The following is a 21,531-nucleotide window of genomic DNA, read 5'->3' as shown; positions in this document are numbered from 1 at the left end:
CGCCGGAATCAGGCCGCTTTTTTCATGCGCTGGCGCGGATGGCCCTCGGCGACGCCGCCGGACATGTTCGCGACCCACGGCCATTTCGCGGCGGCCTCGGTCGTGTAGCCGAGGTTGAATACCGTCTCGCTCTTCTCCGGGCGTTCGCCGCGCTGATAATAGGTGCCGAACAGCTTGTCCCACACGAAGCTGGTGATGCCGAAGTTGCCGTCCTCGTCGTGGAAATGATGTTCCATGTGACGCGTCTTCATTTCCACCAGCCACGGCGAGCGGGGCTTGTAGGAGAGATGCTGGATGCAGTGGCAGAATTCGTAGAAGCACGTGGTGAGCAGGCCGGCTGCGAAGCCCCACGCCGCACCGCCGATGCCGCCGATCGCATACCCGACCGGGATCGTGACGATCGCGATGGTCGGCAGCGTCGTGTAGAGCGCGCCGAACAGCACTTCGAGGTGGTTGGGGTCCTGGTGGTGATCGTAGTGGATGCGCTTCCACGTTCGCGCCGTCAGCGGCGATTTGAACATCCAGCGGCTGTGAAGCACGTAACGATGCAGCAGGAACCACGCGAGCGGATAGGCCGCGATGGCGATCGCGGCCGATGCGGCGCCGCGCAGCAGTGTCGTCGGATAGGCCCACGCAACGTAGAGCGATGCCACCGTCAGCAGCAGATACGCCTGAATGGCGTAATACTGGAAATACGCGACGACGAGCTCGCGGAACGTCATCTTCGACAGATTGTGGCTCTTGCTCCACATGCCGAGCCGATAGCCCTTGAGAAGCTGCATACCTTTGATCCTGTGCACTTCGCGGCCTTGGCCGCAGCCTGATACCGCCTGTATTTCGTCGCAATACGGCATATTTAGGACCGCACTGTGGTCGATGCCAGCGTATGAGGCGCGGAACCGCCAGTGAGAAACCCCGCGATCGCCGCCGCAGCACGCGCCGATGCGCCGCGCCAATCGCCGCCAACGGCAGCACACACCGCGGCGTTCTGTCGCGCGATGTAGGCGGCGTGCGCCGCGCCCGCGCGCGTGATGGTTGGGAGAACGTCGGACAGGTCCGTCACCACATCGCCCAGATGCCAGAAGGCGTAGTTCGGATCGTCCTTCCAGTCCGCGCCCGTGCTGTCGAGGAACACGCAGGGACGGGGGCGGGCAAGGAACTCGTAAACCTGGCTGCTGACATCGCCAAGATAGATGTCGGCGGCGTTGGTATAGGTCATGTCACACGAGCGCGCCGACCCTGCGTCGACGATGATCCTGCCGGGAATGGCACGCGCCTCGAACGCCGCGCGCTCCGCCGCTGATGCGCCCTCGAACAGCCGAATATGCGGCGCGACAATCAGGTTGAAGTCGGATTGCGCCGCGAAAGCGTCGATAACCTGCACCCCCCAGCGCGGCCAGGAGCCGAGCCTCCCATCGAAATGAGGATTGTACAGCACGGTGGGCCTGTCGTTTTCGAACAACTTTGGACGGCCCGCGCCGAGACGTTCGAGCGCATCGAGTTTCGTCGAGCCGGACACCGCGATACGCGATTTCGCGACGAGGCCTTCGTCCGTCATGCGGCGGGCGTCCTTCTCGCCCGATACGATGATGAAATCGAACAGCCGCAGCCGGGGTTCGAAACCGCGTGCGCGATCCCCTGCACCATGCGGAATGTGGATAAGTACGGGGCATCCCGGCAGCTTCTTCAGGATCGTCGATGTCCGCTCGGTGAGAACGACCGCATCGAAACCGGAAAGCTGTCTCCTGTTCGCCAGAAGGCGAGGCAGTTTCATTGCGCGCAGCCCGGGGATGATCCTGCCCATCAGGATGGACCAGCGCGGCGCAGGAAAGTCGGTAATCGAGAGCCGCGAATCGGGCCATGCACGCGCGACCTCTTCAAGCATGCGGCGCTCGTCGTCCTGGGTAACGAAGCAGGTGACTTCAAAGCGCGGATCGCTTCCAAGCTCCGCCGCGACGGAGGCGCTGTGTAGCACTTGGTGCGCGCCGCCGACGAACAGGAAAGCGACACGCTTTGGGGCCATGATACGTCCTATTGAGGGCTGGATAGCCCCAGCGTTCTTCCGATCCGTCCAAGGCTTTGCCGTTCGCGCTCCGTAAGCACGAACCGCAGCCCAAGCCAAATGAGAACGAACGCCGCGAAGATAGGCAGGAGAATGTCGAGCAACAAGGGCAATGGCTGATGATGGCCAAGCAGAGCCCAGGTCAGCAGCGACGAACCTCCGATGATTGCTGCTCCCCTGAAAAAAGGTGCTGCAAACGGATGGATACGATCCGTGTACCAGAGTTCGGCAAGCGCCAGCCATTCCATGATGAACACGCCACAGGCCACGCCCCACGCCATGGCCATCGCCGCATCGCTTTCCCACAAAAACCATGTGACGAGCAGCCATACGGCGCTGCCGAGAACGGCGTTCAAAGTCGGGAGGATTCGCGGTTGCAGCATCTGGAGGATGCCGTTTGCGGGTCCTGCGATGGAATTGATGCCGCGCGCCAGCGTCAGCACGATGATGAGCGGCGCGGCGGCGGCTGCTTCCGGCGGGAACAGCAGAAGAATCGGGCCTGCGAGCAGCGCCAGGAGCAGCGCCATCGGCAAGAGCAGGATCATCGAAAGCCGCGATGCGAACCCATAGATGGGGTTGATGCGGCCCTTGTCGTGCATGGCCTGCTCGGCGGCGAGGGGCTGGATGACATAATGCAGGCTGTGCCGCACGATGAGTGGAATTGAAGCGATCTTGCGCGCGATTCCGAAAAGCCCTGAGGCGCTGGCCCCAGCGGCGCCTGGAAGCAGCCAGTTGAGGAGCAGCGGGGGCACGTCGGAAAAGGCGCGCGCTGCGATATTGGCGGGAAGGATTCCAAACCCCGTGCCAAGCAGGTCTCTCACCACCTCCCCGTCGAAGGGGGCCCGGACGAGCAATCGTGTGTCGTAATAGCGGCTGAGCAGCCTCCAGCCGAGCAGAGCAGTGATCGTAAGGGAGGCCAGGTGCGCAACGATAAGCCCCATTGTCATCCACCCGGCGAGCCAGGCAGCGCCGGCCATCGCAAGCCGGACCACCTGTTCCCAGAAAATTCGAAGGCGGACTTCGGGGCCGAAGGCCTTGCGCGCCCGCGCGGCGGATGTCGCCAGCTCCACGAAGGTCCAAAGCGGCAGTGCCCACGCGAACACGGCGACGGCAAGCACCAGACTGTCCTTGTCCTTTGGCGCGGCATTGAACTGCGCGGCGACCGGGGCTGCGAATACGCTGACACCGATCGCGATCAGGACGCTCGGCACCATGCCGAGAATGAGCGCGGTCTTCAGTGCGCTGTGCGCGCGCTCGTCGGTTGCCGCCTGCGGAATGGTGCGCTGCATGGCGCTGGTCATCGCGAGATCGGCGACGTTGGACACGATGTTCACCGCCGCCCAGAGCGCCATGTAGATGCCGTATGTGGCGAGGCCGAACATCCAGACGAAGGCCGGCTGCGCAACCGCTTCGATCAATGCGCCGAGCCGGGCCATCGCCACCACGCCTGCGCTTCTCACAACTGTTTTCTTGTTGATGCCTGTTCCGCCGGAACGGTCGGCGTCGGTCATTCTTCGGTCCTGAAGAGAACCGCCTCCCCGACGAGGAAGAACAGCAGGAACGGCGCCCAGCCCGCGGCCCATGGTGGCACTGTTCCGAACTCGCCCATTGCCACCATGAAATTGTCGGCGACGAAATAGGCAAAGCCGAGTGCCATTCCGACGACCGCGCGGGCGAAGAGCCTGCCCGAACGGGCGAGACCGAACGCCGTGACGGCGCCGAGCAACGGCATCAGCACGGCCGAAAGCGGCAGCGACACTTTGTGATAGAGCGCAACGCGCAGCGAATCCGTGCCGCGTCCCACCGATTCCAGAAGGCGTGTCTGCTTCCAGAGATCGGCGATGTTGGTCCGGTCCGGATCGGGTGCGCGCATCGTGAAGCGGTCGGGCTCTATGCCCGTGCCCAGCCGGATTTCCGGTGCGCGGGAGAGCGCGCCGGTGCGTACCGTGAAGATGCGGACGTCGTTCAACAGCCAGGCGTTGCCGTCCGGGCGGCCGCTTTTCGCGTTGATGATCTGACGCAGGCGGCTGCCGTCGCGGCGGTCCACGCGCACATCGTGCAGAACGGTTTCCTTGCCGCTTCCGGTCACGCTGTCGGCATGGATGATCTCGCGCCCCTCGCGCACCCACACGTCGGTGAGCGGATTCGTGTCGATTTCCGCATCGCGCCGGTATTCAGCCTTTTCCCACGCGATGAGTTCGGCATTCGTCCGTACCAGAACCAACTCGTTGAAGGTGAAGTGAAACAGCGAAAGCCCCAGCGCTGCCGCCATCATCGGGTAGAGGATCTGGTGCGCGGAAAGCCCGGCGGCGCGGAAGATCGTCACTTCGCTGTTCTGGCTCAGCGTCGCCATCGTCACGAGCGCGCCGAGCAGCACGGAGAAGGGCAGGAATTGCGAAATCAGCTGCGGAACGCGAAGTTGCACATAGCGCAGCAACTCGGCGTTGCCGTTGCCGTCGATGGCCAGGATCTTGTTCGATTCCGTCAGCAGGTCGAGCGTCTGCAATATGGCGACGAGGCCGATCGCGAACGCGAGCGTGCGCATCATGAACAAGCGCGCCGTATAGGTCGCGATGGTCGGCGAGGGCCAGAGCGAAAGCGCGCTGCTCATGCGGTTTTCGCCCGCGCGAAACGGCGGCGGATCAGGCGCCACAGGCTGACGATCCACTTGGTGACGATGCCCGCGCCGCGCTCGATCATCGCGATGGGCTGACCGCCCGGCACGTTCGCGAGTACGTGGAAGAACCACGCGCAGAGCAGGCTGAAGGCAATGAAACTGCCCCACTGGCTGAGCACGATATCGGCTTTCCCCGCGGCGCCGGAGCGCTCTGCGGCCTCTGAAATCTCGTTGTAGACGATAAGGATGGTGAGCGCCGCGAACACGCCGACCGCGGAGGTCGATCGCTTCGGCGGTACCGCGAGCGCCACCGCGAGCAGTGGGATCACCATGACCGCGAACACCTGCACCAGTCGCCGGTGGAGGTTTGCGCGCACCGCTTCCCGGTTTGCCTCGGTGGTGGTGCCCTGGCCGAGATAGCCGACGCGGTAGAGCTCGGGAAGCGTCAGCTCGTTGTCGTCGGCTTCGGCGCCGCGAATGCGGAACAGCTCGATCTGCGGCAAGTCGATCGGCAGGTCGTGCATACGGAAGGTCAGCACACGCGGCTGCTTGTAGCCGGGCGCGTCGTGCACGAGCGTGCCGTCGGTGAGCCGCAGGAGGATGACATCCGGGTCGTCGGTCGCAAGGAACGTGCCCCGCGCGGCGGTGACGGAAACCGTCTTGCCGTCGACGCTCTGGCCGCTGACGAAGATGCCGCGCAGGTCGCGGCCGTGGTCGCGGCTTTCCTCGACACGGATCGTCGTGTTGCGTGCCACCTGCACGAACTCGCCCACATCGATCGTGGCGCCGAGCGCGCCCGAGCGCAGCTCGAACTCCAGCCCCTCATAGGCATAACGGCTGATCGGCTGGATGAACCCAACGATGAGCAGCGTCAAAAGGCCGAGGAGCAGCGCGTACATATAAGGCACGCGCAGCATCCGCATGTAGCTGATTCCCACGGCGCGCATCGCGTCGAGTTCGCTCGAAAGCGCCAGATTCCGGAAAGCGAGCAATATGCCCAGAAGAAGGCCGACCGGGATTCCAAGGCCGAGATACTGCGGAATGAGGTTGCCGAGCATACGCCAGACGACCGATGCCGGCCCACCTTCGTTTACCACGAAGTCGAACAATTTCAGCATCTTCTCCAGCAATAGCAGCATGGCCGCGATCATCAGTGTCGCGAACAGCGGCACCGCGATCAGCCGCGCCATGTACCTGTCGAATTGGGCCAGCATCTCTTGGTTTTGTCGATCCTTGGTCAAATTTTGGCCGCAAGCGGACCCGATACCACGGTGAGAGAGGGATGCATCAATAATTTGGTGATTCGAAAAAAGGGGGGCGATCGAGGAGGTTCATGGTGCTGAAGCAAACAAATGCGGTTTTCCGGGGGTTTGTCCGTTCGCTCGTTGCGACAACGGTGGCTCTTGGCGCATTTTCAGCGCCGTCTGCCGCCCAGACGATTATCGGCCCTGAAGCATCCGCCTGCGCGCCGGGCGCGCGGGGTCCCGCTGCGCTGGTGCGCGTGTACGGCTTCAAGGATCGCGGCGGTAATCTCCGGGTTCAGCTCTACAGCGACAACCCCGACGAGTTCCTTGAAAAGGGCAAGAAGCTGAAGCGCATCGAACTGCCGATGACGGGGTCGGGCGACATGAATGTCTGCATGGCGCTGCCGCGCCATGGTGAATTCTCGATGGCGGTGCTTCACGATCGCGACACGAACGGCAAGCTCTCCATCTCGAAGGATGGCGTCGGCTTTTCGGGCAATCCGAAGCTCGGCCTTTCGAAGCCCGATTATGAAGATGCGATGTTCGTCGCGCGTGACGGCGTCACCGTCGTGGATGTCATCCTGAACTATCGGCAGGGCCTGCTTTCCGTGAAACCTCTCGTGGCAAGGCGCGACTGACCATGGCCTGCGTCGCGCTCCTCTCCAATCCGCGCTCGACCGGTAACAAGTCGGTATTGCCGCGCATTCGGGAGTTCGTGGCGCAGCATCCGAACATCTTCCACTACGAGGTGGGGGATATCTCCGAAGTGCCGGATGCGCTCGCCATGATTGCGCGCGTGAAGCCGGCCGTACTCGTCATCAACGGCGGCGACGGCACCGTGCAGGCGGCGCTCACGGAAATCTACAACGGCCACCACTTCAAGGGCGCAGTGCCGCCGCTCGCGGTGCTGCCGAATGGCAAGACCAATCTCATCGCGCTCGATCTCGGCGCCGGTAGTAGCCCGGTGGAGGCGTTGTCGAACATCCTGAAGATCGTCGAAACAGGCGTCGATCCGCACGTCGTCGCGCGCCAGCTTATCGCGCTCAGCGACGGCATCGCGGCGCGCCCCGTTTTCGGCATGTTCCTTGGAGGGGCCGGCCTTGCCGAGGCGATCCTGTTCTGCCGCAACAAGATTTATCCCCTGGGCCTGCCGAACTGGGTCAGCCACCTGATCGCAACGTTCGTTGTGATCGCGAGTGTGCTCGTGGGCGCGGGAGCGCGCTGGAATCCGGTGCGACCGAGCCCGATGCGCGTATCGCTGCAGCGAGATGGCGTGCCGGTCGAAGGCAGTTTCCTCGTGCTGATGGTGACAACGCTTGAGCGCCTGCTGCTCAATTTCGCCACGCCGTTCAGCGACCGGGCCGGTCCCCTGAAGCTGATGGCGATCGAGCAACGCCGGACAACGGTGTTGAAGGCGCTGGTCTCCGCGCTCGCCGGCCGTCTCGGCAGCGCACGCTTCAACGGGCTGCATCTGCGGCGCGGCGACGAGATCCGTATCGAGGGCAAGCGCGCCAGCGTCATCCTTGATGGTGAGCTTTACGAAGCAGGCGAGGGGCGTTCGATCGTGCTGACGCCCACCGCGCCGGTGTCGTTCCTCAGCCTCGCAGCATGACGGCACTCGTGCCGCTCGTTGCGGCCGAGCTGGAAACGCCCGCCGCGCCCGAAGTCTCCGATTTCGCGAAAGCGATCGCCGAGAAATGCGGGGGCGCCGCGCAGGCCGTGCTGTTCTACGGCTCGTGCCTCAGGAGCGAAGACCTCGGCGATTCGCTGCTCGATTTCTACCTGCTCGTCGATTCCTACGACCGCGCCTACACGCGCCGCTGGATGGCGACGGCAAACCGCCTGATCCCGCCCAACGTCTTTTACGCTGAACACGAAGGCCTGCGCGCCAAGTTCGCGGTGATGACTGTTGAAGATTTCGCGCACGCCTGCTCGCCGGATTGCGACAATGTCTCGGTGTGGGCCCGTTTCGCGCAGCCTTCGCGGCTTGTCTGGGTGCGCGGCGATGCGGCGCGCGCGCGCGTCATCCGTGCTGTCGCGGCTGCCGCGCCGACACTGCTCAAGACCGCGCGGCCGATGCTGGATGACGATCTCAGTGTCGAGGCGCTGTGGACCGGCGCCTTTGCACTCACCTACGCTGCCGAACTTCGCTCGGAGCGTGCTGGACGCGGCCAGTCGATCTTCGAAACCGATCCTACGCGCTATGCCGCCTTCACCGCGCCTGCGATTGCGGACAGCGATCTTGCGGCGGAGGTGCGCGGTGGCATCGTCCACTTCCGCGCGGCTGCCGACCGCGCGGTGGGTGAACGTGTCTGGGCGAGGCTGCGCCGACGCGGCAAGCTGCTCTCGGTGCTAAGGCTCGCGAAAGCCAGTTTCACCTTCAAGGGCGGCGTCGATTATATCGCGTGGAAGGTGAACCGGCATTCGGGCGCGGACATCGTCGTGAAGCCGTGGCACCGCCGCTTCCCGATCCTTGCCGGGCTGGTGCTGCTGCCCCGGCTGATCCGCAAGGGCGCAGTGCGCTAGCTCAGGCGTCGAGCGGGATTCCGGCAATTTCCGCCGCCTGCACGAAGCGGTCGATGATGATGTCCACCTGTTCGGCGCGGTGTTCGGCGCAAAGCGAGCAGCGCAGCAGGAACATGCCGGCGGGCGTCGCGGGCGGGCGTGCCATGTTGACATAGACGCCAAGCTCGATGAGCGCACTCCACATGCGTGCGCAGGCTTCCTGGCCCGGCATCAGCACCGCGATGATCGCGCTTTCCGCGGTCTCGGTCGCGATCTTGAAGCCTTTGGCCTTGAGGCCGGAATGCAGCTTGCGGCTGTTTTCCCACAGATGCTGGCGCTTGTTGTGTGCGTGCTTCAGCTTGCGGATAGAGGTCGCGGCCGTGGCGACGACGCTCGGCGGAAGCGAGGCGGTGAACACGTAAGGGCGGCAGACGAGGCGCAGAACCTCGAACTTCGGGTGGTTGGAGACGACGAACCCGCCGACCGTGCCCACCGATTTCGAGAAGGTGCCGACGACGAAATCGACATCCGCCTCGACGCCTGCGGCTTCATAGACACCGCGGCCGTTCGGGCCGAAGAAGCCCATCCCGTGCGCTTCGTCGACGACGATCATCGCGCCGTGCTTCTTGGCGACCGCGACCATTTCCTTGAGCGGCGCGATATCGCCGAGCATCGAGTAGACGCCTTCGAGAACGACGAGCTTGCCTGCCTCCGCCGGCAGACGCCCGAGACGCTTGTCGAGGTCTTCGACACTGTTATGGCGGAAGCGCACGATGTCGGCGTTCCCCATCGCGCAGCCGTCGTAGATCGAGGCGTGGCTGTCGGCGTCGAGGATGATGTACTCCCCGCGCGCCGCCATCGTCGCCATCAGGCCGAGGTTCGCCTGATAGCCGGTCGAAAACACCATGGCATGGCTGGTGCCGTAGAAATCCTTCAGCGCCTCTTCGACCTCGCGGTGGCCCTGATAGGTCCCGTTCAGCACCCGGCTGCCCGTCGTCCCCGCGCCGTACTCGTCGAGTGCTTCCTTGCCCGCCGCGATCACGTCGGGGTCGAAGGTCATGCCCATGTAGTTGTAGGTGCCGACCAGGATTGTCTCGCGCCCGTTCACCGTGGCTTCGGTCGGCGAGTGGACCTTCTCCATCACGAGGTTGAACGGGTCGTTCACGCCCGTCGCCAGCAGCGCCGCCTTCTCCGCGATTACGGAATCGAATTTGTCGAAAAGGTCGCCCATCGTCCGCCCTCAGCCGTTCACGATCTTGGTGACGGCGTCGGCAAGCTGGCCGATCGTTTCCAGTTCGGGCAGCAGGTTCATCGGCAGGATGATATCGTATTCATCCTCGATGTTGGCGACGAGGTCCATCACGGTCAGCGAGTCCAGCTCGAGGTCGATTGCGAAGCTCGTGTCCGCTTCGAGCGGGATGCCCTTGCGGTTCACGGGCTCGATCAGTTCCATCAGCTTCGGAAGGATGGTGTCGCGGGTGTGCGCCATGCGTGTGTCCTGAAATGTCGTTGCGGTTCGATGCCAACAGATTGTGGCAGGGGATAGGCAGGCGCGCGGCCTAAATCCAGCCCGCGTTTCTGTACCATTCGGCTGTGCGTGCGATGCCTTCGGCCGCAGGCACCTCTGGCGCCCAGACACCGAGCGCGCGCAAGGCGGTGCTGTCCGCCACCCAGTCCGGATGCGCGAGATAGCGCGCACGGTCGAAGCTGAGCGCCGGCAGGCGCCCAGCGAGCTTCGCGCCCAGCGTGTCGATCGCGGCGCCGAGCTTCAGCGCAGCGAGGGGAAGCGGAACATACGTCGGCGTCTTGCCGAGCGCCGCGGCGATGTGCGCGGCCATGTCGCGGTGGCTGAGTCCGCCCGGCGTTCCGTCGTCGATTTCGAAAATGCCGCTTGGCGCAGGATGTTCGGCAAGTGCCAGCAGCGCGCGCGCGAGGTCGGAAACCTCGACGATGGAAAAGCGCCCGGCGCCCGGCAGCAGTGCCCAGCCGCGCGCAACGAGCTTGTAGACGTTTGCCGTCTCTCGGTCGCCCGGCCCATAGACGGCGGGCGGACGCACGATCGCCGCGTCCGGCCGCGCGGTTTCGACGAGCGCGTCGGCAGCCGCCTTGGTGTTGCCGTAAATCGAAAGCGCCGGTTCGCGCGCCGCGAGCGAGGAGACTTGCACGAAGCGCGGTACGTCGCGGCTCGCCTCCAGCATCGCGCGCGTGCCTTCGACGTTTCCGGCGGCAAATTCCAGCGGCGTGCGGGCGTTGATGACGCCCGCGACATGGATCACCGCATCCGCGTTTTCGGTAAGACGGGCAAGCGCCTCGCCGTTCGCGAGATCGCCCGCAACCCATTCGAGACCAGCGCGCGCGGGCTGCGCGCGGCGGGCGAGGCCGCGTACCTTGTGGCCCTTCTCAAGCGCGAGATCGATCAGCGTCGTGCCGACGAAGCCGGTTCCGCCGGTGATGGCGAGCATCGTCATGGGCGAAGCGGCGTCAGGCCGCGATATCGAACGGCTGGATCTGGCCGGAGAGGTAGAGCGAGCGGGCCTTCGAGCGGCTGAGCTTGCCCGAGCTGGTGCGTGGCAGCGTACGCGGCGGGACCAGTTCGACGATGCAGTTCATGCCGGTGATGGCGCGCACCTTGGCCCTGATCGTCTCGCGGAGGTCGGCGCGTTCGGCAGCGTCGCTGGTACGGCACTGCACGAGCACGGCGGGAGATTCTTCGCCGCCTTCCGTGGTGATCGAGAAGGCGGCGATGTCGCCTGCCTTGAAGCCCGGAAGCTGCTCGATCGCCCACTCGATGTCCTGCGGCCAGTGGTTCTTGCCGTTGATGATGATCATGTCTTTGGCGCGGCCGACGATATAGAGCGCGCTCTCCAGCATGTAGCCCATGTCGCCCGTATCGAGCCATTCGCCCTGAAGCGCGGCGCGGGTCGAAATCTCGTCGCGGAAATAGCCGGTCATGATGCTGGGGCCAGCCACGAATACCTTGCCGATCTGGCGGTCGCCGAGGCGGCGGCCGGATTCGTCGCGGATTTCGATTTCCATGCCCGGCAGCGCAACGCCGCAGTTCACGATGGCGCGCATCCGGCCCGTGTCGGTGCCGGTGCCATTATCTTCGCGCTCGCCCGAAAGCAGGCGTTCGTCGACGAGATCGGTGACGATGCCGGTGCCCGGCGGCGAGATGGTGACGGCGAGCGTCGCTTCGGCAAGCCCGTAGCTCGGCAGGAAAGCGCCGCCCGAGAAGCCCGCGGGTGCGAAGGCTTCGACGAAGGCGCTCATCACGTCCGGACGGATCATGTCGGCGCCGTTGCCCGCAACGCGCCAGCGCGACAGGTCGAAGCGCTCGGCGACATCGGTCTGGCTCGAAACGCGGCGCGCGCAGATGTCGTAGCCGAAGGTCGGCGAATAAGAGAGGCTGTGGCCTTCGTTGCGCGTAATGAGCGCAAGCCACGAGAGCGGCCGCCGCGCGAAATCCTCGGTGGCGAGGTAGTCGGCGGAAACCTGGTTCGCGATCGGCGCCATCAGGCAGCCGACGAGGCCCATGTCGTGATAGTAAGGCAGCCACGAAATGACGCGGTCGTCGCGCTGCAGCTTCACGCCAACGGCATGGCCGTTCAGGTTGGCGAGCAGCGCCTCATGCGTGATTTCCACGCCGTGCGGGAAGCGAGTCGAACCGCTCGAATACTGAAGGTAGGCGATGTCGCTCTTGCGGGCGGACGGCAGCGCGGCGGGTTTTGCCTCGCGCGCCATGAAATCGAGCCAATCGTGCGCGGTGCGGCAGCGCAGGCCGTGCGCGGCTTCCGCGGCGATCGCAGCGAGGCCCGATGGGGCAAGCGCGATCTCGGGATCGCACGACGTGAGCTGGCTGCGAATCTGCTCCACATAGCCCTCGCGCCCGCCGAACGATGTCGGCAGCGGCAGGGGAACGGGGAGGGCGCCGGCATATATGGCGCCGAAGAACAGGCTCACGAAATCAGCGCTCGTCTCGGCGATCAGCGCCACGCGGTCGCCCGGCTTGATGCCCGCCGCGATCAGCCGATAGGCGTTCGCGGTCGCATCCGCCTTGAGATCGGCAAAGGTGAGCACGCGCGCGAGCCGTGCCCGAGCGTCGAAAAAGTTAAGGCCGCGCTTGCCGTGCGCTGCATAGTCCAGCGCTTCGCCAAGCGTGTTGAAATCCGCCAAACGGCGCGGCAAATCGTCGAGCGTCGGCGTAGGCGCCAACGCCGTTTCATCGGCGCCGGACAGCGCTAGCGCGCTCGAATCCGAAGTGCGATTCAGCAAGTCCCCGAACCTCCTCAGCTCTTCTCGGCGCGGCGGCGGCTTTTCGTGCCGCTCATAAACCTCGCCAAATACACGACTCCTTGGCCACTTGCAAAACAGGCCAGCGTCAGCCTTTGCCGGAATGTGACGTTCAAAATTGGGTCCGACTATGGCAGGAACATGGCGTGCGCACCGAAAAAAGCCGAAAACCGCCACGACCGCTCGATGAGGAGACGCTTCGTGCGCTCGTGCTTCGCTATGTGGAGCGCTACGCGACCTCTGAAGGCAAGCTTGCGGCCTATCTCGCCCGGAAGCTGCGCGAGCGCGGCTGGGCCGGGGAACGCCCCGCAGATGTGGAAGCGATCATTCAGCGTTTCGCGGAGCTGCATTACGTCGATGATCGCACGTTCGGAGAGGCGCGGGCGCGGGGGCTGGAGCGGCGCGGCTATGGGGCGCGGCGCATTGGGCAGGATCTGCGCGCGGCCGGCCTTGCCGAAGACCTTCGCGCCGAGATCACGGACGCGGTCGATACGCGCGGCGCGGCCATGGCCTATGCGCGGCGCAAGCGCTTCGGTCCGTTCGCGCGGGAAGCGCCGGATCGGGCGGTGCGGCAGAAACAGTTCGCCGCGATGCTGCGCGCGGGGCACGACGCGCGGACCGCCGCCGAGATTCTCGACATGCGCGATGTGGAACTCGACTACGAGTAGCGCGCCCGCGCCGCAGCCAACGCCTCCGGCGTATCGACGTCCATGAAGATCGCATCGCTTTCCACCGGCACTTCGACGATGTCGTCGGCGAACTCGGCGAGCAGTGCCTTTCCGCCAATGTCGCCCTCAAGACCGCGCAACCGCGCGAAATAGCGCCGGCCCCAGGCCACGGGGTTGCCGCGCTTGTCGTTGTGCACGGGTACGGCGATGCGGTTCGCGTCCGCGGCGGCGGCAAGGCTTTCGATATGCGCCGCCCGCACGCCCGGCATGTCGCCAAGCAGCACCAGCGCTGTCGACCAGTCATGGGGGACGCCGGCGATTCCCGCCGCGAGCGATTGGCTCAGCCCCTCCGCGTAGCGCGCGGCATGGATGCTCCGAAAGCCGAATCGATCCGCGATCTCGGCGATCTCGGCTTCTGCATTGCCGGTGACCACGATGGCTGGAAGTCCGGCCGCTTTCACCGCCTCAAGCACGTGCGCGAGCACGGGTTTGCCGCCGAGGTCCGCGAGCAGCTTGTTGGCGCCCATGCGTACGGATCGCCCTGCCGCGAGCACAACGGCGCCGACGGTGCTGCCCGCCGTCGGTTTCGGCCGCGGTTCCGGGCGAGGGACGTCTGCCAGCAATCCGCCCGCGCCCATGCGCGCGATGTCTGCGCCGGTCACGTCGAGGCCTGCCCACAGACGTTCCAGAACCCAATCGAAGCCGTTGCGGCGCGGGCTCCGCGCGCAGCCCGGAAGGCCGATCACGGGCCGGGTGCCGATGCGCGCAAGGCACAGGAGATTGCCGGGATCGACCGGCATCCCCAGCCGCAGCACCGTCCCGCCTCCTTGTTCGATCGCGGCGGGAATCACGTCGCGCCGATCGCTGATCGCCGAAGCGCCGCTGATGAGAACGATGTCGGCTTCCGCGGTTTCGGCAAGCGCGGCTATGAGAGCCTCTTCGGTGTGCGCACAGCGCATTTCGCGCCATGCGGAGAGCCCCAGCGCGGCGCAGCGTGCCTCCGTCACCTCAGCGGTTTTCGCAAGCAGCTTGGCGGACGTGCCGGGAAGTGTCGTCTGGATGAAGGAGACGCGGCGCCCGCCGAAGGGTGCCAGCCGCAGCACGCCTTTCGCGGAACTGGCGGCGTTCAGCGTCAAAGCCTTGGGCGCGGCAAAGGGGATGATCTTCACTGTCGCCACAATCTCGCCCTTTGCGACGGGTGCGAACGGGGCGAGCGTTCCCAGCGTCACCGCCTCGTCATGGGCGTTCACGGCATCGATTGCGGCCGATTCCACGAGCAGCAGCCCGTCCGCGTCGGCAACGATGTTGGCGCGGCCATGCGCGGATGGCTGGGCGGTGAGACCGGACCCCGCGGCGGCGGACGCGAGCAGGGCGGCGGCGGCGTCCTCATGCAGATCATTGCGTTCGAGCGCCGCCACGACGAGTTCGGCAAGGCCCGCCGCGCGGGCATCGGCGATGTCCGCAGCATCAAGGCGCTTGCCCTTGGCGATCCGCCGCGCGCCGACATGGACCGTGTGGGCGAGATAGGCGCCTTCCGCGCGGTCGAGAGGGACGGGGCCGAACTTCATGCGCCGCGCCGCACCGCGATCATCTGGGCCGCGATCGACAGGGCGATCTCGGCGGGATTCGCCGCGCCGATGGCAAGTCCGGCAGGGCCGTGGACGCGCGCCAGCGCCACGTCGTCGAAGCCGGCGGCGGCGAGGCGCTCGCGCCGGAGTGCCTGGTTCTTCCGCGACCCAAGCGCGGCGATGTAAAACGCGGGCGAGTTGAGCGCTGCGATCAATGCCGGATCGTCCAGCTTGGGGTCATGCGTCAGCGCGACGATCGCGCTCGCGCCGTCAGGCTTCCAGTCGGCAAGAGCCTCGTCGGGCCAGCGCGGATCGACTGCGACATGTGCGAAGCGCTCAGCAGCGGCAAAGCTGCCGCGCGGATCGACGATGAGCGGCACGTAGCCCAGCAGCTCGGCCATCGGAACGAGTGCCTGCGCGATATGGACCGCGCCGACGATCATCAGGCGTCCAGCCGGTTCGTAGAGACGCGCGAAACCTTCGCCTTCACCCTCGCTGGAAATCCCACCCGCATCGGTGGTGACACGCACGGTTTCGCCCGCAGCAAGCGCTGTGCCGAGGCGTTCGGCGAGGGCAGGGGCGAAGCCCGCTTCGGAGACCGGCTGCACCAGAACCGCGATCCGGCCGCCGCAGGCAAGGCCGACCTCCCAGGCGCGGGCGTCGGCGACGCCGTATTCGAGGCGCCTGGGCGCATTGTCGGCGATCACGTCCGCTGCCGCGGCGATCACGTCGCCCTCGACGCAGCCGCCGCTTACCGAGCCTTCAAACAAGCCGTCGTCGCGAATCACAAGGTGTGCGCCCCTGCGGCGCGGCGCAGAACCCCACGTTTCGATCACCGTGGCGATCGCGACCTTGTGCCCGGCGGCGATCCAGCCGCGAAGCGTGGCGATCAGCGCGGCGGTGTCGTCTCCGTTCACAGCACCAGCCAGAGCACCAGCGCTGCAACGAGCGCGATGACGATGCCGCCCCATATGGCAGGTGAGAGGCCGGGGGGCTCGTCCGTGCCTTCGCCGAGATCGGTTTCAGGAAGCACGACCGGCGCGACCTCCACCGCGTCATCGCTTTCCACGCGTGACTTGAAGGCGGCGAAGAAGGATTCCGCGTAAGCCTTTGCCGTGCCTTCGATCAGCCGCGCGCCCAGTTGTGCAAGCTTGCCGCCCACTGTTGAGCTCGCCTGCCAGGCGAGTCGCGTGCCGTCGGGGGCGTCTTCAAGCCTCACAGAGGCCTTGCCCTTCGCAAAACCGGCGACGCCGCCCTTGCCCTCGCCTGAAATCACATAGGCGTTTGGCGCATCGATCTCCGACAGTTCGACCGCCCCTGTGAACTTCGCGCGCACCGGCCCGACCTTGGCGTTCATCGTGCCCTCGAAGCGGTTTTCTCCTGCACGCTCAAGCCGTTCCACGCCTTCGATGCAGGCGGCAAGGACATCGGGATCGTTGAGCGCCGCCCAGACCCGTTCGCGCGGGGCTGCGATCAGGGTCTCACCGTTCAATTCCATTGGCGCAATCCTTTGGCTTGTCGCTTTGAAAATTAACTATATAGTTCGTGATTACGGGGTTTTGTGGTAGCGTTCTTTCTCGGATAATTAAATGTGCGTCGGAGGGGGTAATGGCCGAGCACGCGTTGCTGCCAGAGGGTGAGCACGTGTCCGACCTTGCCGAAGTCGCCGAGGAATTCCGCGTTGATGGCACTGTAAAGTGGTTTGATGCGGTACGGGGATATGGCTTCATCGTTCCCAGTGATGGGAGCGGCGATGTGTTGGTACACTTTTCCACGTTGCGCGAGGTTGGTCGCCGCACGCTTCCTGAAGGCGCGACAGTCGTCTGCATGGCGGTTGCGCGGGAACGCGGTCGGCAAGCGCGGCGTATTATTGAACTCGATCTGACAACGGCGATCGGACCCGATCCCGAACTCGTCGTTCAGCGCGCTGCGTCGCGTGTCGATCCGATGCAACTCATCGACGATGCCGGGGATTACGAACGGCTTGAAGTCAAGTGGTTCAACCGCTTGAAAGGATACGGTTTTCTGACGCGCGGCGAAGGCTCGCACGACATTTTCGTGCACATGGAAACCGTGCGCCGTGCGGGCCTTATCGAACTCACGCCGGGCCAATACGTGATGGCGCGCATCGCCGAAGGCGACAAGGGACCGCTGGCCGTTGCCATCGGGACCGGAGAGGCATAGAGCGCCTTTTCATGTATTCCGTTCGTCATCGGTCGCTTGTTGCGGCCCTCATGCTCGTCGCCGCTGTTTCCGGGTGTGGCAGCACGCCCTCCGCAGCCACGCAGGAACCCGCCGCCAAAACGGCTGCCGAGCAGCAAGCCCCGGTCCAGCAGCTTCGCACCATTCCGCTCACCATCGTCACCAACGACGGCAAGCGTCACGGCTACACGGTGGAGGTCGCGCGAACGTCGGACGAGCAGGCGCAGGGGCTCATGTACCGCCGATCGATGCCGAAGGACGCGGGCATGATCTTTCCCTTTGCCGCGCCGCGCCCGGCAACATTCTGGATGCACAACACCTATATCCCGCTCGACATGGTGTTCCTGCTCGCCGACGGGCGTATCGAGAGCATCCTCGCCGATGTTCCGCCTCTCAACGAGGCGCAGCGCAGCTCGCTCGGTCCCGTCGCCGCGGTGCTTGAACTCAATGCCGGAGAGGCCGCACGGATCGGCGCCACACCCGGCGATCTCGTCGAATACGACCTTCGGGACTTGCAAGGCGGCGCGGAATAAGGCTCTAAGGCGCCAACTGGATTCAGCGGAGCCGACAATGGGTCTGTTCAAGTCGATTTTCACCTGGTGGGACGGTCCGACGTGGGGCACGCGCTACATGACGCGTTTCCATGGCGAGGAGGTCGGTCAGGACGCGGATGGCAATCGCTATTTCCGCAAGGCGGGCAAGCGCGCCGAGCGCCGCTGGGTCATCTACAACGGTCTCAACGAAGCAAGCCGCGTGCCGCCCGAGTGGCACGGTTGGCTGCACAAATCGACCGACGTCCTGCCGGGCGAATCGAAACTGCCGCGCAAGACATGGGAAAAGCCGCACAATGCGAATCCCACCGGCACTACCGCAGCGTGGCATCGGCCGGGAACGCTCGCCAGTGTGACACCGCGTGCCCGCGCGACCGGAGACTATGAAGCGTGGAGCCCTGAAGAGGCATGACGGCGCTGTTCCGGCAGAACCTGATCGAAGCGATTGTCGGTGCGCTCGTCGTCGGCATCGCGGTCGTGTTCGTGCTGTTTTCCTATCAGCGCACGGCCGGCAATGTCGGTGCGGATCGCTATCGCGTCTCGGCGCTGTTTCCGAATGCGACCGGCGTTGCGGTTGGCACCGATGTGCGCGTCTCGGGCATCAAGGTCGGATCGGTCGTCGACCAGTCGCTCGACCCGGATACGTTCCAGGCGCGGCTCGGCCTTTCGATCGATCAGCGAATCAAGCTGCCGCTCGATAGCAGCGCAGCGATCACGTCAGAGGGTATCCTTGGCGGCAGCTACATCTCGCTCACGCCGGGCGGCGACAGCGAAACGATGCGCGAGGGCGACGAAATTCTCGACACGCAGGGTTCGGTCGATCTGATGACGCTCATCGGCGGCTTCATCAACCAGACCGGAAAATCCGAAGACAAGGCCGGCGATTCCGCGCCTGCGGAACCCGCCGCGCCGTGATCCGCCCGGCGGCCCGCGTCGCGCTCGGCATGGTGCTGCTTGCCTCGCCGGCGGCGGCGCAGCCCGCGCCTGAACCCGCAAAAACGCCGGCCCCGGCTGCGTCAAAGGCAGAGCCTGTCAAAAGCCCTGCGCCGAACGCGGAGCGCGTGCTCGTGATCGGCCTGCTCGACAAGGTGAGCAGCGAAACGGGCGAGCTTACCCTGAAGCCTGGGGAAACCGTGCGTTTCGGCAAGCTCCGCATAACCGCGCGCACCTGCGAAGCGTCGCCGCCCTGGCAGCGCCCGCACACCGGGGCTTTCCTTCAAATCGACGGGCCCGTGCGCGACAATACGATGAAGCGCCTGTTTTCAGGCTGGCTCTTCGCCGAAAGCCCCTCGCTCAACAGCTTCGATAACGAGCGTTACGACGTCTGGGTCAAAAGCTGCGCGATGCGCTTCCCGGAAACCGGCCCGCGCACCATCGTGGTCGGCAAATCGTCAGGCAGAGCATCGAGCGCGCCGAAATCCGCATCTGAAACGCCGGTCGCGCCGCCCAGCAACTGAAGATAGGTTTCGCGTTTGATCTCCACCGCGCCGAGGCTGGCGAGGTGTCCGGTCATGAACTGGCAGTCGAGCAACCGGAAGCCGCCGACGCGCAGCCGCGCGACGAGGTGTGCAAGCGCGGCCTTTGAAGCATTCGTCCGGCGGCTGAACATGCTTTCGCCGAAGAACGCGCCGCCGATCCTGACGCCGTAAAGGCCGCCGACGAGCGTTTCCCCCTCCCAGCATTCTACGCTGTGCGCGTGGCCGATGCGGTGAAGGAACGTGTATGCGTCGCGGATCTGCTGGTTGATCCACGTGTCTGCCCGGTCCGGCGCGGGCTCGGCGCAGGCATCGATCACAGCATCGAAGGCGCGGTCGACGCTGTGCGTGAAGCGCTCCTGCCTCAGCGTTTTGGCGAGGCTCCGCGAGACGTGGAAACCATCGAGCGGCAGGATGGCGCGCTCGCGCGGTTCCACCCAGAACACGTCCTCGGCATCGCGGCTTTCGGCCATCGGGAAGATGCCGATTGAATAGGCGCGGAGCAGCAGCTCGGGGTCGAGCGCTGTGCCGCGCGTCTGCCGGGAGCTCATGCGAGCGCTACGCGTGCGCCTGCGTGGCGCACCAGCCGCCCGGCAAGCTCCAGTTCGAGAAGCACGGTCTGTACGACGGCGGGCGGTTCGCCCGACAGGCGGACGAGTTCATCGATGGCGACCGGTGTGAGGCTGAGCAGCGCTGTCACGGCATCGCGCGCACTGTCGTCGGCGTCTGTCGGGGGAGGGGCCAAGAAGCGGCTGCCGCTTGCTGCAAGTCGCGCGGCCCCGAACGGTGAGATCGTTTCGGCGATGTCGGCGGCGGATTGAACGAGGGTCGCGCCGTCGCGGATCAACTGGTTGCAGCCCTGCGCGCGCGGATCGAGCGGGAAGCCGGGCACGGCCATCACCTCGCGGCCCTGTTCGCCCGCAAAGCGCGCGGTGATGAGCGAGCCCGAACGCGGCGCGGCCTCCACGACGACGATGCCGGCGGAAAGCCCCGAGATCAGACGATTGCGGCGCGGGAAGTGGCGCGCCTGCGGTTCGGTGCCAAAGGGCTGCTCGGCGATCACGAGGCCGCGTTCGTAGAGCGCGGTATAAAGCTCGGCGTTTTCCGGCGGGTAGATATTGTCGATGCCGCCCGCGATTACGCCGATCGTGCCGCCGGAAAGCGCGCCTGCGTGCGCCGCCGCGTCGATCCCGCGCGCGAGCCCCGAGACGACCACGATGTCGGCGGTGGCAAGATCGGCGGCGAGTCCGCGCGCAAACCGGATCGCAGCCGCCGATGCATTGCGCGCGCCGACAATGCCGATCGTGCGGCGGTGCGCGTGCTTGATATCGCCGCGCACGGCGAGCGCGGGCGGTGCATCCTCAATCTCGGCGAGGAGCGGCGGGTAATGCGCTTCGCCGAGAAACACGAAGCGCGCACCGGCTGCTTCCACCGCTTCCATTTCGCGCTGAACGGTGGTCGGGTTCGCGAGCCGGAAGTCACGGCGACCGCCGCGCTGTGCGAGTTCGGGCAGGGCTTCAAGTGCGGCCGAGGCGCTCCCGTAACGGGCGGTGAGCTGGCGGTAGCTGATCGGTCCAACGTTCTCGCTGCGAATCAGCCGCAGCTTTGCGATGCGTTCGACCTCGCTGCCCGGCCGATCAGCCATGCGGGTCGGCCGCGCCTTTGCGTCCGCCGATCTTTCCTTCGGTGCCCGCGCGCAGCCGCGCGATGTTTTCGTCGTGTTTCGCGATCACGAGCACGGCCATGCCCGCGAACAGGAGCGCGGCGTCCCAATGCCCCGTAAGTGCCGGTGCAAGCGGGGTGAGCGTCGCGGCCATCAGCCCGGCGAGCGAGGAATAGCGCGTTACCGCAGCAACCAGCAGCCATACGGCCGCAAAGACGAGGCCAGCGGGCGGATAAACGGCAAGCGCGATGCCGAGCATCGTCGCAACGCCCTTTCCGCCGCGAAACAGCAGCCATGCCGGGAACAGGTGGCCGATGAACGCGCCCATGCCGCCTAGAATGTCGCCGCCATACGCGAACGTGTGGCCGAGCCACACCGCAAGCGCGCCCTTGCCTGCATCGAGCAGAAGCGTCAGCGCGGCGAGGCCCTTGCCACCCGTGCGCAGCACGTTGGTCGTGCCGATATTGCCCGATCCCATGCGGCGGATATCGCCCATGCCCGCAAGTCGCGTGACGATAAGGCCGAAGGGAATCGCACCCAGCAGATAGCCGACGGCGAACCAGGTCCATGGGTTGGCCAGAAAGGGCGTGTCGGTGAACATCGGCGCGGAACCTAGACCGAAGCCGCGGTGTTCGAAAGCCCCATTGTACGGCATCTTCAGACCCATCGCCAAAGGCGCTTCGACG

General features: G+C 65.4%; 23 protein-coding genes and 1 pseudogene. 9 read left to right on the top strand and 15 right to left on the bottom strand.

Features of this window, described 5'->3' with window-relative positions; genetic code table 11:
- Positions 1–8: 8 nt before the first annotated feature.
- The 5 genes from DFR51_RS13195 to DFR51_RS13175 all read right to left on the bottom strand — a co-directional run bounded on the left by DFR51_RS13195 (position 9) and on the right by DFR51_RS13175 (position 5,893).
- Positions 9–782, bottom strand: coding sequence for a sterol desaturase family protein (locus DFR51_RS13195; RefSeq protein ID WP_121052494.1), 774 nt, complete (start codon positions 780–782; stop codon positions 9–11).
- A 74-nt stretch (positions 783–856) separates the two neighbouring features.
- Positions 857–2,023 (bottom strand): hypothetical protein, encoded by a 1,167-nt coding sequence (locus tag DFR51_RS13190; RefSeq protein WP_121051942.1) that lies wholly within the window; start codon positions 2,021–2,023, stop codon positions 857–859.
- Positions 2,024–2,031: 8 nt separating this feature from the next.
- Complete coding sequence (locus tag DFR51_RS13185) at positions 2,032–3,573, bottom strand: lipopolysaccharide biosynthesis protein (protein ID WP_160119282.1); 1,542 nt, start codon at positions 3,571–3,573, stop codon at positions 2,032–2,034.
- On the bottom strand, positions 3,570–4,673 hold the full coding sequence (gene lptG / locus DFR51_RS13180) for an LPS export ABC transporter permease LptG (protein ID WP_121052492.1): 1,104 nt from the start codon (positions 4,671–4,673) through the stop codon (positions 3,570–3,572). The genes DFR51_RS13185 and lptG overlap by 4 nt, the downstream gene beginning before the upstream one ends.
- Positions 4,670–5,893: an LptF/LptG family permease gene (locus DFR51_RS13175; protein WP_121051938.1), complete on the bottom strand. Its 1,224-nt coding sequence runs from the start codon at positions 5,891–5,893 to the stop codon at positions 4,670–4,672. The genes lptG and DFR51_RS13175 overlap by 4 nt, the downstream gene beginning before the upstream one ends.
- Before the next feature lie 122 nt (positions 5,894–6,015).
- Between DFR51_RS13175 and DFR51_RS13170 the strand changes: the two genes are divergently transcribed.
- From DFR51_RS13170 to DFR51_RS13160, 3 genes are read left to right on the top strand one after another with little or no spacing between them, the layout of a single operon-like run.
- Positions 6,016–6,561, top strand: coding sequence for a DUF2141 domain-containing protein (locus tag DFR51_RS13170; RefSeq protein WP_243445462.1), 546 nt, complete (start codon positions 6,016–6,018; stop codon positions 6,559–6,561).
- 2 nt (positions 6,562–6,563) lie between these two features.
- On the top strand, positions 6,564–7,535 hold the full coding sequence (locus DFR51_RS13165; protein WP_121051935.1) for a diacylglycerol/lipid kinase family protein: 972 nt from the start codon (positions 6,564–6,566) through the stop codon (positions 7,533–7,535).
- On the top strand, positions 7,532–8,449 hold the full coding sequence (locus DFR51_RS13160) for a hypothetical protein (RefSeq protein ID WP_121051933.1): 918 nt from the start codon (positions 7,532–7,534) through the stop codon (positions 8,447–8,449). The genes DFR51_RS13165 and DFR51_RS13160 overlap by 4 nt, the downstream gene beginning before the upstream one ends.
- Before the next feature lies 1 nt (position 8,450).
- Here the strand turns inward: DFR51_RS13160 and spt are convergent, their stop codons facing one another.
- The 4 genes from spt to DFR51_RS13140 all read right to left on the bottom strand — a co-directional run bounded on the left by spt (position 8,451) and on the right by DFR51_RS13140 (position 12,700).
- A complete protein-coding gene (spt, locus tag DFR51_RS13155; RefSeq protein WP_121051931.1) occupies positions 8,451–9,659 on the bottom strand; it encodes a serine palmitoyltransferase in 1,209 nt (402 codons plus the stop codon).
- A gap of 9 nt (positions 9,660–9,668) precedes the next feature.
- A complete protein-coding gene (locus DFR51_RS13150) occupies positions 9,669–9,917 on the bottom strand; it encodes an acyl carrier protein (protein WP_121051929.1) in 249 nt (82 codons plus the stop codon).
- A gap of 70 nt (positions 9,918–9,987) precedes the next feature.
- The gene (locus DFR51_RS13145; protein WP_121051927.1) at positions 9,988–10,896 is read right to left on the bottom strand and encodes an NAD-dependent epimerase/dehydratase family protein; all 909 of its coding nucleotides are present in this window, start codon (positions 10,894–10,896) and stop codon (positions 9,988–9,990) included.
- Positions 10,897–10,909: 13 nt separating this feature from the next.
- Positions 10,910–12,700 (bottom strand): fatty acyl-AMP ligase, encoded by a 1,791-nt coding sequence (locus tag DFR51_RS13140; RefSeq protein WP_121051925.1) that lies wholly within the window; start codon positions 12,698–12,700, stop codon positions 10,910–10,912.
- A gap of 164 nt (positions 12,701–12,864) precedes the next feature.
- On the opposite strand from DFR51_RS13140, the gene DFR51_RS13135 reads away from it, so the two are divergent.
- Positions 12,865–13,386, top strand: a complete 522-nt coding sequence (locus DFR51_RS13135; RefSeq protein WP_121051923.1) for a regulatory protein RecX — start codon at positions 12,865–12,867, stop codon at positions 13,384–13,386.
- Here the strand turns inward: DFR51_RS13135 and DFR51_RS19375 are convergent.
- The 3 genes from DFR51_RS19375 to DFR51_RS13120 are packed head-to-tail and all read right to left on the bottom strand — an operon-like array spanning position 13,377 to position 16,452.
- A complete protein-coding gene (locus DFR51_RS19375; RefSeq protein WP_121051920.1) occupies positions 13,377–14,954 on the bottom strand; it encodes an NTP transferase domain-containing protein in 1,578 nt (525 codons plus the stop codon). The genes DFR51_RS13135 and DFR51_RS19375 overlap by 10 nt on opposite strands.
- Positions 14,951–15,871, bottom strand: a complete 921-nt coding sequence (locus DFR51_RS13125) for an XdhC family protein (protein ID WP_420853126.1) — start codon at positions 15,869–15,871, stop codon at positions 14,951–14,953. The genes DFR51_RS19375 and DFR51_RS13125 overlap by 4 nt, the downstream gene beginning before the upstream one ends.
- Positions 15,868–16,452 carry an SRPBCC family protein gene (locus tag DFR51_RS13120; RefSeq protein ID WP_121051916.1) on the bottom strand — a complete coding sequence of 195 codons (585 nt, stop codon included), beginning with the start codon at positions 16,450–16,452 and terminating at the stop codon, positions 15,868–15,870. Before DFR51_RS13120 ends, DFR51_RS13125 begins: the two co-directional genes overlap by 4 nt.
- Before the next feature lie 110 nt (positions 16,453–16,562).
- Here DFR51_RS13120 and DFR51_RS13115 point away from each other — a divergent pair, with 110 nt between their 5' ends.
- From DFR51_RS13115 to DFR51_RS19370, 5 genes and pseudogenes are all read left to right on the top strand, one after another.
- On the top strand, positions 16,563–17,138 hold the full coding sequence (locus DFR51_RS13115) for a cold-shock protein (protein ID WP_121051914.1): 576 nt from the start codon (positions 16,563–16,565) through the stop codon (positions 17,136–17,138).
- A gap of 11 nt (positions 17,139–17,149) precedes the next feature.
- The gene (locus tag DFR51_RS13110) at positions 17,150–17,689 is read left to right on the top strand and encodes a DUF192 domain-containing protein (RefSeq protein ID WP_121051912.1); all 540 of its coding nucleotides are present in this window, start codon (positions 17,150–17,152) and stop codon (positions 17,687–17,689) included.
- A 37-nt stretch (positions 17,690–17,726) separates the two neighbouring features.
- Positions 17,727–18,119 (top strand): NADH:ubiquinone oxidoreductase subunit NDUFA12, encoded by a 393-nt coding sequence (locus tag DFR51_RS13105; RefSeq protein WP_121051910.1) that lies wholly within the window; start codon positions 17,727–17,729, stop codon positions 18,117–18,119.
- Positions 18,116–18,622 (top strand): outer membrane lipid asymmetry maintenance protein MlaD, encoded by a 507-nt coding sequence (gene mlaD / locus DFR51_RS13100; protein WP_121051908.1) that lies wholly within the window; start codon positions 18,116–18,118, stop codon positions 18,620–18,622. The genes DFR51_RS13105 and mlaD overlap by 4 nt, the downstream gene beginning before the upstream one ends.
- A 29-nt stretch (positions 18,623–18,651) precedes the next feature.
- A pseudogene (locus DFR51_RS19370) lies at positions 18,652–18,987 on the top strand (DUF2155 domain-containing protein); the annotation flags it as partial.
- Between the two features lie 35 nt (positions 18,988–19,022).
- On the opposite strand, the gene aat reads toward DFR51_RS19370, so the two are convergent.
- Genes aat through plsY form a run of 3 tightly spaced genes read right to left on the bottom strand, consistent with a single transcriptional unit; the run spans position 19,023 to position 21,512 of the window.
- Complete coding sequence (aat, locus tag DFR51_RS13090; RefSeq protein ID WP_121051904.1) at positions 19,023–19,733, bottom strand: leucyl/phenylalanyl-tRNA--protein transferase; 711 nt, start codon at positions 19,731–19,733, stop codon at positions 19,023–19,025.
- Positions 19,730–20,827, bottom strand: coding sequence for a DNA-processing protein DprA (dprA, locus tag DFR51_RS13085; protein WP_121051901.1), 1,098 nt, complete (start codon positions 20,825–20,827; stop codon positions 19,730–19,732). Before dprA ends, aat begins: the two co-directional genes overlap by 4 nt.
- Positions 20,820–21,512: a glycerol-3-phosphate 1-O-acyltransferase PlsY gene (plsY, locus tag DFR51_RS13080; protein WP_338068324.1), complete on the bottom strand. Its 693-nt coding sequence runs from the start codon at positions 21,510–21,512 to the stop codon at positions 20,820–20,822. Before plsY ends, dprA begins: the two co-directional genes overlap by 8 nt.
- Between the last annotated feature and the right edge of the window lie 19 nt (positions 21,513–21,531).

The sequence above is a fragment of the Sphingosinicella microcystinivorans genome (assembly GCF_003634215.1).
Lineage (GTDB): Bacteria > Pseudomonadota > Alphaproteobacteria > Sphingomonadales > Sphingomonadaceae > Sphingosinicella > Sphingosinicella microcystinivorans.
Note: the sequence above shows the minus strand (reverse complement) of the source record. Positions and strands in the feature narration are given on the sequence as shown.

Excerpts from the sequence above, each read along its gene's own strand:
- DFR51_RS13115 (WP_121051914.1), top strand. The coding sequence starts at position 16,563 with ATGGCCGAGCACGCGTTGCTGCCAGAGGGTGAGCACGTGTCCGACCTT.
- DFR51_RS13185 (WP_160119282.1), bottom strand. The coding sequence starts at position 3,573 with ATGACCGACGCCGACCGTTCCGGCGGAACAGGCATCAACAAGAAAACA.
- DFR51_RS13175 (WP_121051938.1), bottom strand. The coding sequence starts at position 5,893 with ATGCTGGCCCAATTCGACAGGTACATGGCGCGGCTGATCGCGGTGCCG.
- DFR51_RS13110 (WP_121051912.1), top strand. The coding sequence starts at position 17,150 with ATGTATTCCGTTCGTCATCGGTCGCTTGTTGCGGCCCTCATGCTCGTC.
- DFR51_RS13145 (WP_121051927.1), bottom strand. The coding sequence starts at position 10,896 with ATGACGATGCTCGCCATCACCGGCGGAACCGGCTTCGTCGGCACGACG.
- DFR51_RS19375 (WP_121051920.1), bottom strand. The coding sequence starts at position 14,954 with ATGAAGTTCGGCCCCGTCCCTCTCGACCGCGCGGAAGGCGCCTATCTC.
- DFR51_RS13120 (WP_121051916.1), bottom strand. The coding sequence starts at position 16,452 with ATGGAATTGAACGGTGAGACCCTGATCGCAGCCCCGCGCGAACGGGTC.
- plsY (WP_338068324.1), bottom strand. The coding sequence starts at position 21,512 with ATGGGTCTGAAGATGCCGTACAATGGGGCTTTCGAACACCGCGGCTTC.
- dprA (WP_121051901.1), bottom strand. The coding sequence starts at position 20,827 with ATGGCTGATCGGCCGGGCAGCGAGGTCGAACGCATCGCAAAGCTGCGG.
- DFR51_RS13160 (WP_121051933.1), top strand. The coding sequence starts at position 7,532 with ATGACGGCACTCGTGCCGCTCGTTGCGGCCGAGCTGGAAACGCCCGCC.
- DFR51_RS13195 (WP_121052494.1), bottom strand. The coding sequence starts at position 782 with ATGCAGCTTCTCAAGGGCTATCGGCTCGGCATGTGGAGCAAGAGCCAC.
- DFR51_RS13150 (WP_121051929.1), bottom strand. The coding sequence starts at position 9,917 with ATGGCGCACACCCGCGACACCATCCTTCCGAAGCTGATGGAACTGATC.
- lptG (WP_121052492.1), bottom strand. The coding sequence starts at position 4,673 with ATGAGCAGCGCGCTTTCGCTCTGGCCCTCGCCGACCATCGCGACCTAT.
- spt (WP_121051931.1), bottom strand. The coding sequence starts at position 9,659 with ATGGGCGACCTTTTCGACAAATTCGATTCCGTAATCGCGGAGAAGGCG.
- mlaD (WP_121051908.1), top strand. The coding sequence starts at position 18,116 with ATGACGGCGCTGTTCCGGCAGAACCTGATCGAAGCGATTGTCGGTGCG.
- DFR51_RS13165 (WP_121051935.1), top strand. The coding sequence starts at position 6,564 with ATGGCCTGCGTCGCGCTCCTCTCCAATCCGCGCTCGACCGGTAACAAG.
- DFR51_RS13105 (WP_121051910.1), top strand. The coding sequence starts at position 17,727 with ATGGGTCTGTTCAAGTCGATTTTCACCTGGTGGGACGGTCCGACGTGG.
- DFR51_RS13190 (WP_121051942.1), bottom strand. The coding sequence starts at position 2,023 with ATGGCCCCAAAGCGTGTCGCTTTCCTGTTCGTCGGCGGCGCGCACCAA.
- aat (WP_121051904.1), bottom strand. The coding sequence starts at position 19,733 with ATGAGCTCCCGGCAGACGCGCGGCACAGCGCTCGACCCCGAGCTGCTG.